The organism is Tianweitania aestuarii, from assembly GCF_018457165.1.
Classification (GTDB): domain Bacteria; phylum Pseudomonadota; class Alphaproteobacteria; order Rhizobiales; family Rhizobiaceae; genus Tianweitania; species Tianweitania aestuarii.
The window spans coordinates 107782-122745 of the sequence record NZ_JAFMNX010000002.1 but is presented as its reverse complement, the minus strand read 5'-3'; the positions used below and the strand labels follow the sequence as shown (position 1 = coordinate 122745).

General features: G+C 60.1%; 14 protein-coding genes. 7 read left to right on the top strand and 7 right to left on the bottom strand.

Annotated features, from left to right (window positions below; all coding sequences use genetic code 11):
* The first annotated feature begins 78 nt into the window (after positions 1 to 78).
* Positions 79 to 3738, top strand: coding sequence for a bifunctional proline dehydrogenase/L-glutamate gamma-semialdehyde dehydrogenase PutA (putA, locus tag JYU29_RS08775; protein WP_213984438.1), 3660 nt, complete (start codon positions 79 to 81; stop codon positions 3736 to 3738).
* 111 nt (positions 3739 to 3849) lie between these two features.
* Here the strand turns inward: putA and hmuQ are convergent, their stop codons facing one another.
* Both hmuQ and JYU29_RS08765 read right to left on the bottom strand, forming a co-directional pair.
* Complete coding sequence (hmuQ, locus tag JYU29_RS08770; RefSeq protein ID WP_213984437.1) at positions 3850 to 4164, bottom strand: heme-degrading protein HmuQ; 315 nt, start codon at positions 4162 to 4164, stop codon at positions 3850 to 3852.
* Positions 4165 to 4184: 20 nt separating this feature from the next.
* Complete coding sequence (locus JYU29_RS08765) at positions 4185 to 4622, bottom strand: hypothetical protein (protein WP_213984436.1); 438 nt, start codon at positions 4620 to 4622, stop codon at positions 4185 to 4187.
* 181 nt (positions 4623 to 4803) lie between these two features.
* On the opposite strand from JYU29_RS08765, the gene hemP reads away from it, so the two are divergent.
* A complete protein-coding gene (gene hemP, locus JYU29_RS08760; protein WP_250157366.1) occupies positions 4804 to 4962 on the top strand; it encodes a hemin uptake protein HemP in 159 nt (52 codons plus the stop codon).
* A gap of 78 nt (positions 4963 to 5040) precedes the next feature.
* Here the strand turns inward: hemP and rirA are convergent, their stop codons facing one another.
* Positions 5041 to 5520, bottom strand: a complete 480-nt coding sequence (gene rirA / locus JYU29_RS08755) for an iron-responsive transcriptional regulator RirA (protein WP_213984435.1) — start codon at positions 5518 to 5520, stop codon at positions 5041 to 5043.
* A 154-nt stretch (positions 5521 to 5674) separates the two neighbouring features.
* Here rirA and JYU29_RS08750 point away from each other — a divergent pair, with 154 nt between their 5' ends.
* The 3 genes from JYU29_RS08750 (at position 5675) to JYU29_RS08740 (ending at position 8129) form a co-directional block, all read left to right on the top strand.
* A complete protein-coding gene (locus tag JYU29_RS08750) occupies positions 5675 to 6235 on the top strand; it encodes a GNAT family N-acetyltransferase (RefSeq protein ID WP_213984434.1) in 561 nt (186 codons plus the stop codon).
* Positions 6236 to 6320: 85 nt separating this feature from the next.
* A complete protein-coding gene (locus JYU29_RS08745) occupies positions 6321 to 7601 on the top strand; it encodes a DUF445 domain-containing protein (RefSeq protein WP_213984433.1) in 1281 nt (426 codons plus the stop codon).
* A 69-nt stretch (positions 7602 to 7670) separates the two neighbouring features.
* Complete coding sequence (locus tag JYU29_RS08740; protein ID WP_213984432.1) at positions 7671 to 8129, top strand: phasin family protein; 459 nt, start codon at positions 7671 to 7673, stop codon at positions 8127 to 8129.
* 6 nt (positions 8130 to 8135) lie between these two features.
* On the opposite strand, the gene maiA is transcribed toward JYU29_RS08740, so the two are convergent.
* Positions 8136 to 8786 (bottom strand): maleylacetoacetate isomerase, encoded by a 651-nt coding sequence (gene maiA / locus JYU29_RS08735; protein WP_213984431.1) that lies wholly within the window; start codon positions 8784 to 8786, stop codon positions 8136 to 8138.
* A gap of 188 nt (positions 8787 to 8974) precedes the next feature.
* On the opposite strand from maiA, the gene JYU29_RS08730 reads away from it, so the two are divergent.
* Both JYU29_RS08730 and JYU29_RS08725 read left to right on the top strand, forming a co-directional pair.
* A complete protein-coding gene (locus JYU29_RS08730; protein ID WP_213984430.1) occupies positions 8975 to 10033 on the top strand; it encodes a sugar phosphate isomerase/epimerase family protein in 1059 nt (352 codons plus the stop codon).
* Positions 10034 to 10036: 3 nt separating this feature from the next.
* Complete coding sequence (locus JYU29_RS08725; RefSeq protein WP_213984429.1) at positions 10037 to 11209, top strand: Gfo/Idh/MocA family protein; 1173 nt, start codon at positions 10037 to 10039, stop codon at positions 11207 to 11209.
* A gap of 51 nt (positions 11210 to 11260) precedes the next feature.
* Here JYU29_RS08725 and JYU29_RS08720 read toward each other — a convergent pair whose 3' ends face one another.
* The 3 genes from JYU29_RS08720 to JYU29_RS08710 form a co-directional block, all read right to left on the bottom strand.
* Positions 11261 to 11710, bottom strand: a complete 450-nt coding sequence (locus JYU29_RS08720; protein ID WP_213984428.1) for an RrF2 family transcriptional regulator — start codon at positions 11708 to 11710, stop codon at positions 11261 to 11263.
* Positions 11711 to 12214: 504 nt separating this feature from the next.
* Positions 12215 to 12646 (bottom strand): GNAT family N-acetyltransferase, encoded by a 432-nt coding sequence (locus tag JYU29_RS08715; RefSeq protein ID WP_213984427.1) that lies wholly within the window; start codon positions 12644 to 12646, stop codon positions 12215 to 12217.
* Entirely contained in the window at positions 12639 to 14906 is a 2268-nt protein-coding gene (locus JYU29_RS08710) for a glycosyltransferase (RefSeq protein ID WP_213984426.1), read from the bottom strand. The genes JYU29_RS08715 and JYU29_RS08710 overlap by 8 nt, the downstream gene beginning before the upstream one ends.
* Positions 14907 to 14964 lie beyond the last annotated feature (58 nt).

Here is a 14964-nt window from a genome sequence, read left to right as displayed (position 1 = left end):
TCGCCACAATCTTTGGGCTCACGATGAATCGCGTCGGCGTGATAATCCTTCAAGCTCCTTCCAGAGGCTTTGAGTTTGATGTCTGAACCGCTTGCCGTGATCCGTGACAGAATGCGCCGCCACATCCTGCCCGACGAGGCCGAGATGGTTGCATCGCTGGTGCAGAGCGCCAATCTCGACGCGGCGATGCGCAGCGAGATTTCCGATCATGCGGCGCGGCTGGTGCGTGCGGTGCGCGAATCCAGCGAAACCGGGAGAATGGAAGCGTTTCTGGCGGAATACGGGCTTTCCACGAAGGAAGGCGTCGCGCTGATGTGTCTGGCCGAGGCGCTTTTGCGCGTGCCGGATTCCTCGACAATGGACGACCTGATCCGCGACAAGATCGCGCCGCATGACTGGTCGGCGCATTCGGGCGAATCCGCCTCGATCTTCGTGAACGCGTCCACCTGGGCGTTGATGCTGACGGGAAAGGTTCTGGACGAAGGCGATGCGGGCGTCGAGCGCACGTTGCGTGGCATGGTGCGGCGTTTGGGCGAGCCGGTGATCCGCCGCGCGGTGTCGGCTGCCATGCGCGAAATGGGCGAGCAGTTCGTGCTCGGCCGCACGATCGAGGAAGCGGTCAAGCGCGGCAAGGCGATGACGGCCAAGGGTTATCTTTATTCCTTCGACATGCTGGGCGAGGCAGCGCGTACCGAAGCCGATGCGCAGCGTTATGCGCGCGCTTATTCGGACGCGATCTCGGCGCTCGACAGTGGCACGACCGGTACGGATGTTCGTCGCACCAATGGCATCTCGGTGAAGCTGTCGGCGCTTTACCCGCGCTATGAGTTCGCTCAACGCGAGGCGGCGGTGCCGGTCATGGCCAAGCGGCTGTTGAAGCTGTGCCTTGCGGCGCGTCATGCGCGCATGGGCCTAAATATCGATGCGGAAGAAGCGGACCGTCTCGATCTTTCGCTCGACATCATCGACCGCGTGCTGGCCGATCCGGAGCTGGCCGGCTGGAACGGGTTCGGCGTGGTGGTGCAGGCTTATGGGCAGCGCGCCGGCTTCGTGATCGACTGGCTTTATGCGCTGGCGGAAAAATACGACCGCTCGATCATGATCCGGCTGGTGAAGGGCGCTTACTGGGATACCGAGATCAAGCGTGCGCAGGCGCTCGGTCTGCCGGGCTATCCGGTGTTCACGCGCAAGGTGCATACGGACGTGTCGTATATCGCCAATGCCCGCAAGCTGCTTACCATGACGGACCGGATCTATCCGCAGTTCGCGACGCATAATGCGCATACGGTGGCGGCGATCCTGGCTATGGCGAGCGATCGCACCTCGTTTGAATTCCAGCGCCTGCATGGCATGGGCGAAGTTCTGCATGAGGCTGTGCGCAAGCAGGAAGGCACGCGCTGCCGCATCTATGCGCCGGTGGGTGCGCATCAGGATCTGCTGGCTTATCTCGTTCGCCGGCTCTTAGAGAACGGCGCGAACTCGTCTTTCGTGCACCAGATCGTCAATGAAGAGGTGTCGCCCGAAACGATCGCGCGCGATCCGTTCGACGTGGTGGAACAGGAAGGCATGGGGCCGAACCCGGCCACACCGACGCCCGACAGCATCTTCACCGGTCTGCGCGCCAATTCGAAGGGCATCGACCTGACCGATCCGCTGGTGATCGCGGATCTCGATGCCAAGCGCGCGCCCTTTGCGACCAAGCAGTGGGAAGCCGGGCCGCTGACGCCGGCAACGGGCGAAACCACGCGGCGCGAGGTGATCAACCCGGCGCGGCCGGACGACGTCGTGGGCTTCGTGGACGAAGCGGGCGCTGAGTTGGTGGACCGCGCGATGACGATTGCTACGCAAGCGCAGCCGGCCTGGGCCAAGCGGCCGGTGGCGGAGCGGGCGGCGGTGCTGACGCGCGCGGCCGAGCTTTATGAAGCCAATGCGGTCGAGTTTTTCGCGCTGGCCAGCCGCGAAGCGGGCAAGACGCTGGCGGATGGTCTGGCGGAAGTGCGCGAAGCGGTGGACTTCCTGCATTACTACGCGGCTGAAGCATACCATGCGGAAGCGAGCGGTGCGGCGCGCGGCGTGATCGGCTGTATTTCGCCCTGGAACTTCCCGCTGGCGATCTTCACGGGACAGATCGCGGCAGCGCTGGTGACGGGTAATGCGGTGATCGCCAAGCCTGCAGAACAAACGCCGCTGATCGCGATGCGGGCGGTGGAAATGCTGCATGAAGCCGGCGTGCCGAAAGAGGTGCTGCATCTTCTGCCGGGTGATGGCGCAAGCGTCGGCGCGCCGCTGACGGCGCATCCGGATCTGGCGGGCGTTTGCTTTACGGGTTCGACGGAAGTGGCGCGGATCATCGAGAAGCAGCTGGCCGAAACGGCGGCTCCCGACGCGATGCTGATTGCCGAGACCGGCGGTTTGAACGCGATGATCGTGGATTCCACCGCGCTGCCCGAACAAGCCGTGCGCGATGCGCTGGCCTCGGCCTTCCAGAGTGCCGGCCAGCGTTGCTCTGCTTTGCGCATCCTTTACGTCCAGAAAGACGTGGAAGCGAAGGTGCTGGAGATGCTGAGCGGGGCGATGCAGACGCTCAACATGGGCGATCCGTGGCTGCTTTCGACCGATGTCGGGCCGGTGATCGATGCAGAAGCGCAGGATGGCATCCGCACCTATGCCGCCGACATGGAGCGGCAGGGCAAGCTGATCGCCAAGCTTCAGGCGCCAGCCGACGGCACCTTCGTTGCGCCGCATATCTTCCGGGTGAGCGGGATTGCCGATCTCGAGCGCGAGGTGTTCGGGCCGATCCTGCATGTCGCCACGTTCGAGGCGGAGCAGCTGGACAAGGTCGTGGCCGACATCAATGCGCGCGGTTATGGCCTGACCTTCGGCCTGCATACGCGCATCGACGGGCGCGTGCAGGAGATGATCGACACGGTTCATGTTGGCAACATCTATGTGAACCGCAACCAGATCGGCGCCGTGGTGGGCTCGCAGCCGTTTGGCGGCGAGGGGCTGTCGGGCACGGGTCCGAAGGCCGGCGGTCCGCACTACCTGCATCGCTTCCGCAAGCATGCTTCGGCCGGTGCGGGTGCGGGTTGGGGTGTTCCGGCGGGTGCGAGCGTGCAGGTGCGCACCGACCAGTTCGCCGATGCGGTGAAGTCGGGTTGGGGATCGCGGCACGATCGCATTGCGACACTGCGCAAGGTTCTGCGCGGCAAGGCGCGGGCGGCAATGAGTGCGGCGGCTGCGACCGAATATGGCCCGGTGGATCTGCTGGGGCCGACGGGCGAGGGCAACACGCTGCAGCTTTATCCGCGCGGCCGGGTGCTTTGCCTTGGACCGGATGCGGACACGCTGATGGCGCAGGTGGTGCAGGCGCTGGCGGCTGGCAACAGTGTGCTCGCGGTGGCTCAGGGCGCGCAGCGTTCGCTTGCAGGGCTCACCGGCAAGGAGCTGCCGCTGCGCGCCGTGGATGGTCAGGTCGATCCTAACGATCTGGCGCTCGTCAATGTGGATGCCGTGGCTTTTGCCGGTGCCGGTGAAAGTTTGCGCGCGCTTCGGCAGGGTCTTGCGCGGCGGTCAGGCGCGATCATCCCGGTGATCTCGGAAGTGTTCAACCCGACAGCCTATGCACATGAGCGCGCAGTGTGTGTGGACACGACGGCGGCAGGCGGCAATGCCAGCCTGCTGGCAGGATCGTCGGCTGGAGCGACCGGCTTCAGTGCTGGGTCGAGCGGCATCTGAGGCTTTACCATCGCCAGCCGAGGCGATCGGCTGGGGCGGGATGACCGACACCAAAACGCCCGCAGGTCATGCGGGCGTTTTTCGTTGTGTCGTGCGTTTCAACGGTGGAGTTCAGGCGCCTTCAACCGGGGTGAAGCCCTCGAACTGCGGGTGGCCCATATAGGTCGGCTTGGACGTGCCGGTGTTGCGGTGAGACGCGCGAAAGTGTTCCGAACGGGTCCAGGCGCGAAAGGCGTCTTCGCTTTCCCAGATCGTGTGCGAGGCGTAAAGCGTGTAGCCTTCCTGCTCGTTGACCGGGCCGCGCAGGAGGTGGAAGGTCTTGAAGCCTTCCATCTCGTTCAGCTTGGAATCGCGGTTCTTCCACACGGCCTCGAACTCCGCTTCGGATCCTGAAACCACCTTGAACCGGTTCATCGCTACATACATCGTCGTTTATCCTTCCGATCTCAAAGGCCGAACTGAACCGCGCCGGCGCGGGATTTGGTCTTCAGCGCGGCGCGGCACGTGGCGGTGTTTATGCCTTCGCCGGTACAATCGGTGACTTCGTTGACCAGAATGCGGCCGATCTGAGCGCAATCGGCACCGGCCAGATTGAAGCGCGTGACCTTGGTCTTGCTGGCCGGCAGCTCCTTGAACTCAAGCACGGTCAGACGGTCCACCGCGCCCTGGCTGTTGAACATCGCGATCTCGAAGGCCGCGCGGTTCAGTGTGTTCGCGAAGCCATTATTGACCACGAAGGTCAGCCGGCAGCCATTGTCGGATTTTTCCAGACCGTTCAGCTCCAGTGAAAAGGAAGGCGCCGTTTGCGCCCATCCGCTGTTCACGCAAGCCAGCATCATCAGCGTGCTCGTTGTTGCAGCCGCGATGATTGTCCCCACTCTCATTCCGATCATCCTCACATGTTTCGATCTGCGCAAACCATACAGGTCTTGCGTGTCGTTTTAAACCTGATAATCGTAGTCAAGTAATTGCGGCGGGACGTCCTGCCGCCTCGACACGAAGGAGAGAGCGATGTCGATTACCGCAACCCGCATGGACTTCCGGCCCCAGGCACGCACGATCTCCATGATCCCCGTGGAGCATCGGCAACAGGTTCTGCGGTCCGTGCGCACGCTGGCAAGCGACAGCCTTTTTCATGGCGAAACGGAAATCGGGATCGAGCATCGCGGCTCGCTTTACCGCTTGAAGATCACCCGACAGGGCAAGCTGATCCTCAACAAGTAGGGTTCAACAGGCCTTCGAAACGAAAAAACCGCGCTGGTGGTCAGCGCGGTTTTTGTTTGTCCGAGGGGCGGCGAACGATCAGCTGGCCTGTCTAAGCTCGGTGATCGCTGCCGGGCCGGTTCCGAGTTCCGGCAGACCGAGGCGGCGATGGATGTCGCTTTCCGGTGTGGTGAGGCTAGCGATCGACACGCCGGCCAGCACCTCGAAGAAGGCGTTCAGCGCCTTGCGCAGCGAGGCATTGAGGCCGCAGCTGTCGATCAGCGGGCAATCCGAATCGGCATCGAAACATTCCGCCATGGAGAAGCCTTCCTCCGTGACACGCACCACATCGAACAAGGTGATGTCGGTTGCAGGCTTTGCCAGCTTCACGCCGCCATTGCGCCCGCGAACCGTCGTGATGAAACCGTGCTCCACGAGCGGCTGAAGAATTTTGAACAGAAACAGCTCGGAAACATTGTAAGAAGCAGCGATCTCGGGGATGCGGCTGAGGCGGCCATCATTGGCTGCGCAGTACATCAGGATCCGGATCGCGTAATTGGTTTGTCGTGTCAGACGCATCGGACGTTCCCGCTTCGTATGACCCTATTATGGAAGCTTGTTTAGAATTATTCCAGAGAAAAGTGCGACCAGCTGTCTGCTTGCGGATCATGCTGCGTTGCACAATATGTGGGGTGTCGGGCCATCGCTCGGGGAGGACCCCTTTGGAGCTGACATGACTTCTGCCTCAACTGAGTTGCCAACCCTTGCAGGGGCAATCCGCCAGTTGCGTCCGTCGGATCGATGCCGGTTCAAGGAGCATCTGCTGCGATTGGACGCCGAAAGCCGGCACGATCGCTTCAATGGCGGCACATCGGACGGTTTCGTTGCCGCCTATGCGGATCGCTGTTTTCGCGATGGCGCAACCGTTGTCGCCTATGTGGAAGACGATCAGGTTCTGGGTGCGGCCGAACTCCACGAGCGGCCGGAATTCGACATCCCGACAGCCGAGATCGCCTTCAGTGTCGAGCGCAGCTTGCAGCATCATGGCATCGGCCGGCGGTTGTTTCGCCGCATCATCGGTCATGCCCAGGCGCTCGGCTATCTTCAGCTGAAGGTGACGACTCACCCCGGCAATGTCGCCATGCGGCGGCTGGCGCGCTCGTTCGGCGCGACGCTGCGCTTCATGGATGGCGAAACCACCGGCACGGTGATTCTGGCGCCGGTTGAAGAGGGCACGATGCCGATCGTGCTTGCGAGCCAGTTCAACGATCGGATCGCGCGGCAATCGGCCTGAGTGACGGGTAACGGCTGGTTCGAAACCTTTGTCATCCTACATGGCTAGGGATGACCGGCATGAACAACCAAGAGCGAGCGGCTTGATGGTTTCAAACGCTCCTTCCTTTCCCACACAAAGCGACGTCAAAAAAGCGCGTGCCCTGCGGCGCGTGAAGGCGTTGGCGACAGCAGCACTAGCGCTGTGCGTACTCGTATTCGTGCTGTGCCGCATCTATGCCGATGTGTCGCCGGTGATCGGCTTTATCGGCGCGTTTGCGGAAGCGGCCGCCATCGGCGGCTTGGCTGACTGGTATGCGGTTGTCGCGCTGTTTCGCCACCCGCTGGGCTTGCCGATCCCGCATACGGCGATCATTCCATCGAACCAGACCCGCATCGCCGACAATCTCGGCAGCTTCATCGAAAGCAACTTCCTGGCGCCGGAACCGGTGCGCAAGAAGCTGCAGCAGGTCGATTTCGCGGCGCTGGTGGCGGACTGGCTGGCCGACGAGAAGCGCTCCGAGGGACTTTCGATCTTTGTTGCCCGGCTGATGCCGAAGATGCTGGCGGCGATGGAGAATACCGGGTTGCGCGGCTTTCTTCTCAAGCGCGTCACTGACCAGCTCGAAAAGATCGACGTGGCGCCGATCGCCGCCGATCTGCTGGCGACGTTCACACATGAGCGCCGGCATCAACGGTTGTTCGACGAGATGATCGGGCTGCTCGGCGGTTTTCTGACGGACGAAGACGCGCAGGATGCCTTGCGCGACCGGATCCGCAAGGAGCTGCCGACGCTCGCCAACTTCTTCCGCGCCGATGCCTATCTCCTGAAGAAGATCCTGCATTCGGGTGCCAGCCTGATCGAAGACATCAAGGCCGATGACGATCATCCGATGCGCCACGAATTCGATCGCTTCGTCGCGCGCTTCATCGACAATCTGCGCCATTCCCCGGAATATCGCGACCGGGCGGAGGAGCTGAAGCGCAACCTTCTGGCGCGGCCGGAATTGGCGACATTGGCCGACGGGCTCTGGAAGGAAGTGCGCGGTTTCATCGATCGCGACGTGGGTGCGGCCGAATCCATGCTGCGCACGCATCTGACCGGCATCTTCGTGGAAGTGGGCCGCAGCCTTGCCGATGACGCCAATATCCGCCGCGACATGAACGAGGGCTTCGTGGTGGCGCTTTCCTCCTTCGTGGAAAGCCAGAAGAGCGGCGTTTCAAGCTTCATTTCCGAGCAGGTTCGCAGCTGGGATCTCGGCCAGTTGACGCAGGTGATCGAGCTCAATATCGGCCGCGACCTGCAATATATCCGCTTCAACGGCATGGCGATCGGCGGATTGGCGGGCATCGCGCTGCACACGATCGACGTTCTGTTTCTGAGCTGACCGGCTTGGGTTTTGCGCAGGCGCGGCTTAGGCTAGCCTACATCAAGCCGGATCACACGGGAGGAGACCATGGCGCAGCAATCCAATTCCGATTCGATCATTGATCTGTTCAAGCGGCTGGGACAAACGCTTCCCATTCCCAATCTCGATGTGGAACGGATCATCGCGCATCACCGCCGCAACCTCGAGGCGCTGGAGCAATCGGCTCGTGCCACGGCGGACGGGACATCGGCGATGATGACCCGCCAGCGCGAGATGCTCGAAAGCATGATCAGCCAGGCGACCGAAACCGCGCGCGGCATGAAGCTGCCGAGTTCTCCGCAGGAGATGATGACGAGCCAGGTGGATCTGGCGCGCCGCACGTTCGAAACGGCGGTGGAGAATGCGGGTGAGCTCGGCACGATGATGCAGCGCTCCGGCACCGCGTCGATCGACATCCTGCGCGACCGCATCAAACTGGCGATGAACGAGCTGCAGGACGGCTTCGATCCGAGGCCGGGCTCATCCTCTAGGCCCGAACAAAGCTGACGAGCGCTATTCCGCGTCGGGCTGGTTGCTCGGATGGGCGTCGATGAAGGGCCGCAGCTTGAGGCATTCGTCAACGATGCGGGTGATCACGGGATAGGCGGCCATGTCGATCTGATAGCGCTGGTTGTTCACCGCCTGCGCGACGAGGCAGATATCAGCCAGACCCGGCGTGTCGCCATGGCAGAAGGTGCCGGTTTCCGGGCTGGTGGAGAGCAGCGTTTCGAGCGGATCGAAGGTGGCGCGCACCCAGGACGCGAACCAGTCGGCGACATCGGCATCATCGGCCTTGTAGCGTTCGCGCAGGGTGTCGAGGATGCGGAAATTGTTCACCGGATGCAGATCGCTCGCGATCATCTGCGCCAGCATGCGAACACGGGCGCGGCCGAAGGGATCGGCCGGCAGCAGCGCCGGCGTCGGGCGCATTTCCTCCAGGAATTCGATGATCGCCAGCGACTGGCCGAGCACGCTTCCATCGGGCCAGACCATCGTCGGTACGAGGCCCTGCGGGTTCATCGCCAGATAATCCGGCACGCGGTTGCCGCCGGAGCGGATGTGGCGCGCGACATAGGTAAAGCTCATGCCTTTCATCGCCAGCGCAATGCGAACACGGTAGGAGGTCGAGGAGCGGTAATAATTGTGCAGAACGATCGGCAGCATGGCGACACCGTTGAAAGGAGCTTCGTCTATGCCTCGCGCTCCTTCGTGTCGAGCATGAGGCATGCGCGCAGGATCGATTTGGCGCAAAGCTGTTCCTCTTTGGAGCATGGGGAAAAACATGCTTCTTTGCATGAGCGTTGCGGTTTAAGTCGGTGAACAGCACGAAACGGAAAATGGGGAGGGTATCCATGCCGAAGACGATGAAGGGTCCGGGCATCTTTCTTGCGCAATTCGTGGGAGATGCCGCGCCGTTCAATTCGCTCGATGCAATCACGAAATGGGCGGGCGGGCTCGGCTACAAGGGCGTGCAGATCCCGTCGGGCGAAAGCAAGCTGTTTGATCTGCGCAAGGCGGCCGAGTCGATCGATTACTGCCAGGAGGTGAAGGGCATCTGCGCGCAAAACGGCGTGGAGATCACCGAGCTTTCCGTTCACACCCAAGGGCAGCTGGTGGCGGTTCATCCGGCCTATGACGCGCAGTTCGACGCGTTTGCGCCGCAAGACGTCCATGGCAAGCCCCAGGCGCGTCAGGCCTGGGCGGTGGAGCAGATGCATCTGGCGGCCAAGGCGTCGCGCAATCTGGGGCTCGACACGGTCGTCGGCTTCACCGGTGCGCTGGCCTTTCCCTATCTTTATCCTTGGCCGCAGAGGCCGGAGGGGCTGATCGAGGAAGCGTTTGGCGAGCTTGGGCGGCGCTGGAAGCCGATCTTCGATGTTTATGAAGAGCATGGCGTCGATGTCGCCTTCGAACTGCATCCGGGCGAAGACGTGTTCGATGGCGCGACGTTCGAGATGTTCCTGGACGCGGTCGTTGGTCACGAGCGCTGCGCGATCAACTACGATCCGTCGCATTTCCTGCTGCAGCAGCTCGATTATCTCGCTTTCATCGACCTGTACCATGAGCGCATCAAGGCGTTCCATGTGAAGGATGCGGAGTTCAATCCTGATGGACGGCAGGGCGTGTATTCGGGTTATCAGCCTTGGATCAACCGCGCCGGGCGCTTTCGTTCGCTGGGCGACGGGCAGGTCGATTTCACCAGCATCTTCTCCAAGCTCGCGCAGTATGACTACGATTCGTGGGCCGTGCTGGAATGGGAATGCTGCTTAAAGCACCCCGAAGACGGTGCTGCAGAAGGCGCGCCGTTCATCGAGAACCATATCATCCGCGTAACAGATAAGGCGTTCGACGATTTCGCAGGCGGCAACACGGATCGCGCGGCGTTGCGCAAGATGATGGGGATCGGCTGAGTTATGGCGGACACAGATAACAGACCGATCCGGCTGGGCATGGTGGGCGGCGGGCAGGGCGCCTTTATCGGCGGCGTGCATCGGATCGCAGCGCGGATCGACGGGCAGTACGTTTTGGTGGCGGGTGCACTGTCGTCTGATCCTGAGCGGGCGCGCGCATCGGCAAACGAACTGGGCATCGCCGAGGATCGCTCCTACGTGTCCTTCGCGGAAATGGCTGAGGTGGAGGGTGCGCTGGCGGATGGGATCGAGGCGGTCTCGATCGTGACGCCGAACCATCTGCATTTTCCGGCCGCCAAGGCGTTTCTGGAAGCCGGCATCCATGTGATCTGCGACAAGCCGGTGACGTCGAACCTGGCTGACGCCAAGGCGCTGGCCGAGATCGCAGCGAAATCCGGCAAGCTGTTCGTGTTGACCCACAACTACACGGGCTATCCGATGATCCGGCAAGCGCGGCAGATGGTGGCCGATGGCTTGCTTGGCGACATCCGGGTCGTGCAGGCGGAATATCCGCAGGACTGGCTGACGGAAAAGGTGGAAGACACCGGCGCCAAGGGTGCCGTGTGGCGCACCGATCCGGCGCAATCGGGTGCGGGCGGTTCGACGGGCGACATCGGCACACATGCCTTCAACCTTGCGCGCTTCGTGTCGGGCCTGGAGCTTGACGCGCTGGCAGCCGATCTCGACGCCTTCGTTCCCGGGCGGGCATTGGACGACAACGCGCATGTGATGCTGCGCTTCAAGCCGCGCAACGGTGTTTCGGCCAAGGGCATGCTGTGGGCGAGCCAGGTGGCGCCCGGCAATGAAAACGGGTTGCGGCTGCGGATCTATGGCACCAAAGGCGGGATCGAGTGGTTCCAGCCCGACCCGAACGGTCTCTGGTTTACACCATTCGGTGAGCCCAAGCGCCTGCTGACCCGCAACGGTGCAGGCGCGATGCCTGCAGCCACCCGCGTCAGCCGCATTCCGGCGGGACATCCCGAAGGCTATCTGGAGGGCTTTGCGACGATCTATGCGGAGGCAGCACGCGCCATCAAGGCTGCACGTCTCGGCGCGCAGGTTCCGGCGGAGGTCATCTATCCGACGATCACGGATGGCGTGGAAGGTGTCGCCTTCGTGGAAGCCTGCGTGCGCTCGTCGCAGCAGAACGGTGCCTGGACGAAGCTCGATCTTTAGGGGTGGGCGTTCGGTTGAAACGGGCTTTCCCGTCAGTCTCGGCGCGATCGTTCAGGCGTCGAGCTTGATGATGCAGGGCAGGTCGTCATTGGCGGAATCGCGCATGGACGCGAGGCTGCGATTGTCGAGAAGATCGGACATGGACTGGCGCACTTCCAGCATCATGTGCCGGACCTGGCACGTCACCTCGTCGCAATCGTCGCAGCGCCGATATTGCGTGCGGCTGGCGCAGGCGATCGGAGCGAGCGGACCATCGAGCACGCGGATCACATGGCCGATCTTGATCTCGGCGGCAGGCTTGGCCAGCCGGTATCCGCCATCCTTGCCCTTGCGGCTGAGGAGAAAACCGGCATTGCGCAGCTCGCCCAGAATGGCTTCCAGAAACTTCTTCGGGATGTTGTTGGCGACGGCGATGTCGTTGACGAAAGCGAGCCGGCCGACAGGCATCTGCGCCAGATAAATCAGCGCCTTCAGCCCATACTTGCCTTTTTTGGTCAGCATCGAATAACTACACGTTGAGACCGGAGCCGGCCTGCAGAGATGTCCCGCTTTGTTCCTAGGCAGGGATTGTGTCAGGAACAATTCCTAAGCGCTTGGACCAGCATCAATTTTTTATGCTCGGGGTAAATAGAACACGCACATTGCGTGATCGCGCAGGGGATGTGAGACATCTGTAGAGCTTCCGAGCTTCGGGTGCATTTTGCAGGATAGATGTAAAAATCTGCTGGTATGCGCAACTGTAGATCGTTCAGCGAATGATGTGAGCGACTGAGCTCGCCAAGGGGTTCTTTCCCATTTCCCAGATGGAGGTGTTTTGTAGGCGAGGCGGCGATGGCCGTTGCTGTAGCTGTCCTTAGCGGCGCAAGAACGCAGAAGGTCATGCATCAAAGCTACAGCGACCTGGCTTCGGAAAAAGCCGCTACGTAGTACTGGCGCAGCCTGTCCTTGTGCGCGGGATAGCACCGCAAGGAGTGACGCCGTCTAAGGGCTTTGTGCCATTACACTTCAGCGGGCTCTAATGGACGTTTGCAGTGGTTTTCGCATATATTTCGAAGCAGCGGTCGCATCCGAGATGTCTTCGAAGCCCATGCGCTTCCAGAGGTCGCGTGCGACGTAGTTTTCCGTATGAACCTCGAGGCGAAGCTCTTTGAAGCCTTTGGTCGCTGCAGCTTCGCCACACCAGGTCATGAGCAGTTTGCCGATGCCAGACCTTCTGCCTTCCGGGGCCACACACAACATATTGACAAAGGAGAAATCCAGGCTCGTATCGTTCGTATAGAAGGACACAAAGCCAAGAAGCTTTCCTTCGGATCTGTATTGAAGGATATCGCTTAGTGACGTTATCTTGTTGTAAACAATGTCTATGTCGCGACCGCCTAAGAAGTCATAGGGAGCTTCTTCTCGACAAAGGGCGATCAGGTTTCTGATATCAGTCATTGTTTAGCTTTCTATCGAGCTCGGGGTCTTCAATCGTGGCAATTACGTTCTTCCACCAGGTGATGTCGCCGCCGGTTGAGAAACCAAGTTCGAAACTCATACTGACTTCGGCAAAAGGCAGGCGTATGTCGAACCCGCACAAGTGGTCGCGATAAGCAGTTTCACCGCTCTCTTCGAACATCTGGGTGACGTCCAGCCTGCTGTAATCGAGAGGAAAGCTGCTGATGCCATCCTTTGTCTTCAAGTGACCCAGCACCTGTTTGCCATAAAGATGCACGCACCATCCCTCGATCTTAACAGCTCCCTGTTCGACATATTGGGGCTTTCCGTTGAACGGAAGGTCAAGGAAGGCTGAGAAATCGGCCATGTCTTCGGACGATGCGATGTCGTTCACATCGATCTTCAATCGCGAGCCGCCTACACCGCGTGCTGGCCCAAACAGCGAGCGCATGGTTTGCTGCGCCTGCCTAATCCTGCGCATGCGTTCTTGCAGGCTCAGTCCGCTCCATGAACCTTTCTCGTGAATCCTGTAGACCGACATGATGTTCGCATCGAACAGAACATCGAACTTGTCCGCAACAAACAGGTTGAATAGCCAATCGGCGGCACCAGGAATTTCATAGAAAATCGCAGGAACGGCTTCCACAGCTTCTCGGCGGTACAAGCAGCAAGAGAAGTTGGCTGTGATGTAATTCTGATAGATGTCATTGAAGCTGACCTTGGAGCCTTCAATGTCAGTTTGACCTTCGTGAGGTTCAAAGCGCCCGAATTCAACATGCTCCAAAAGCAACCTGTTGAATGTCATTCCTGCACGTGGGTTGCGCAGAAGCTGCAGAACCTGCTGTTGCAGCTTGAACGGCGAAAGCCAATAGTCGTCTCCCTCGCAGAAGGCGATAAATGGTGCAGAACTCTCCTCGACGCATCTGGAAAGATTTTTGAGCATACCATCGTTGCGACCAGAAGACAGGTAGGTGATCCGGTCTGGCTCGGTTGATACAAAACCGCTTACTATCCTGCTTGTGTCGTCTTGGGAGTTGTCATCGCCAATAATGATTGAGAACGGAAAATCACAGGTCTGGTTGAGAACAGAGCGCAGGCATTGCTCAAGCGATGAGCCATGATTGTATGTCAGAACAATCACGTCCACTGCACATGAGCCGAAGATGGAGTGTTTCAGACTTTCGGCTGAGGAAAAGTCGAACTCACCCTTGAAGCCCATCGCGGCGAATGTGCGCCTTGCAAGACTTGGAAAGTCTCGCGCTACAGCCGCAAGTTCTTCGTAAAGCCTGCGATCCAGCATTCCCTCAGCGTAGTCTGTAAAGGCATTGACGGCATTCTTAATGAATACGTCGCGGTAGAAGCCGCCAAACTGCTCCGACAGATCAGTGAAAAAGAACAACTCGCCGCGGATGTATTTCCGATGGTGGTTGAAGGCTCCGTCACTGGTCGCCCACATGCCCGCAGCATGGCGGCGATAAACCGACATAACGCGATCAATGAAGCCTATCTCGCCGATCTCGGCATGCAGAAGATGCATATGCCAATCTCCCGGAACGATGTCCGGGTTGTAGTCTTCTGGTAATCCATCCGTATAGCGCCACCGGTACATGACGCTGTTTGTCTGGATAAAGTTCTTGTGGATCAGAGCCCTTAAACTGAAGTCCTTCCAGTCTTCCGGCGGGTGGAGCTTTGGTTCGAAGCTGCCATCGTCGAACACAACTTTGACTGGATGGAAACACAGAGAGCAGACAGGATTGGCGCGCATATAATCCAGCTGCAGCTGGAGCTTATGGATGTCGGTCCAATAGTCATCGCCCTCGCAGATCGCGAGGAACTCGCCCTTGGCTCTTTCAGCCGCATCCGCAAAGTTCCTACCGGGTCCGATGTTCTGTTCGCGCCTGATGAAATTTATGCGACGATCGCGTGCTGCATACTCAGCAACAATATCTGCCGTGGAATCTGATGAGCAGTCATCTGCAACGATGACCTCGAAGTTGAAGTCGACCTTCTGAGAGAGGATGGAGTCCAGGCATTCGCGTATGAAATATTCATGGTTGAACGTCACGCAAATGATGGAAACGGTCACATCGTCGGCGCGGCTGGGCTTGGTGATGGGGCGATCGTTTGAATCGAAACCTGACCGGCCAAGTGCTTTGCCGATCGTCTGATAGTGTTTCTGCGGGGACAGCCCAGAGCCGTTAACGTCCGGATAGGCGCGGACATACCATTGTGCGTCGAACTCGTCCAAACCGTCAGTCATCTGCGAAGGCTTCCATATCTTCGTCCTCGAAGCCTGCAGACAGCTGGCAACGATCATT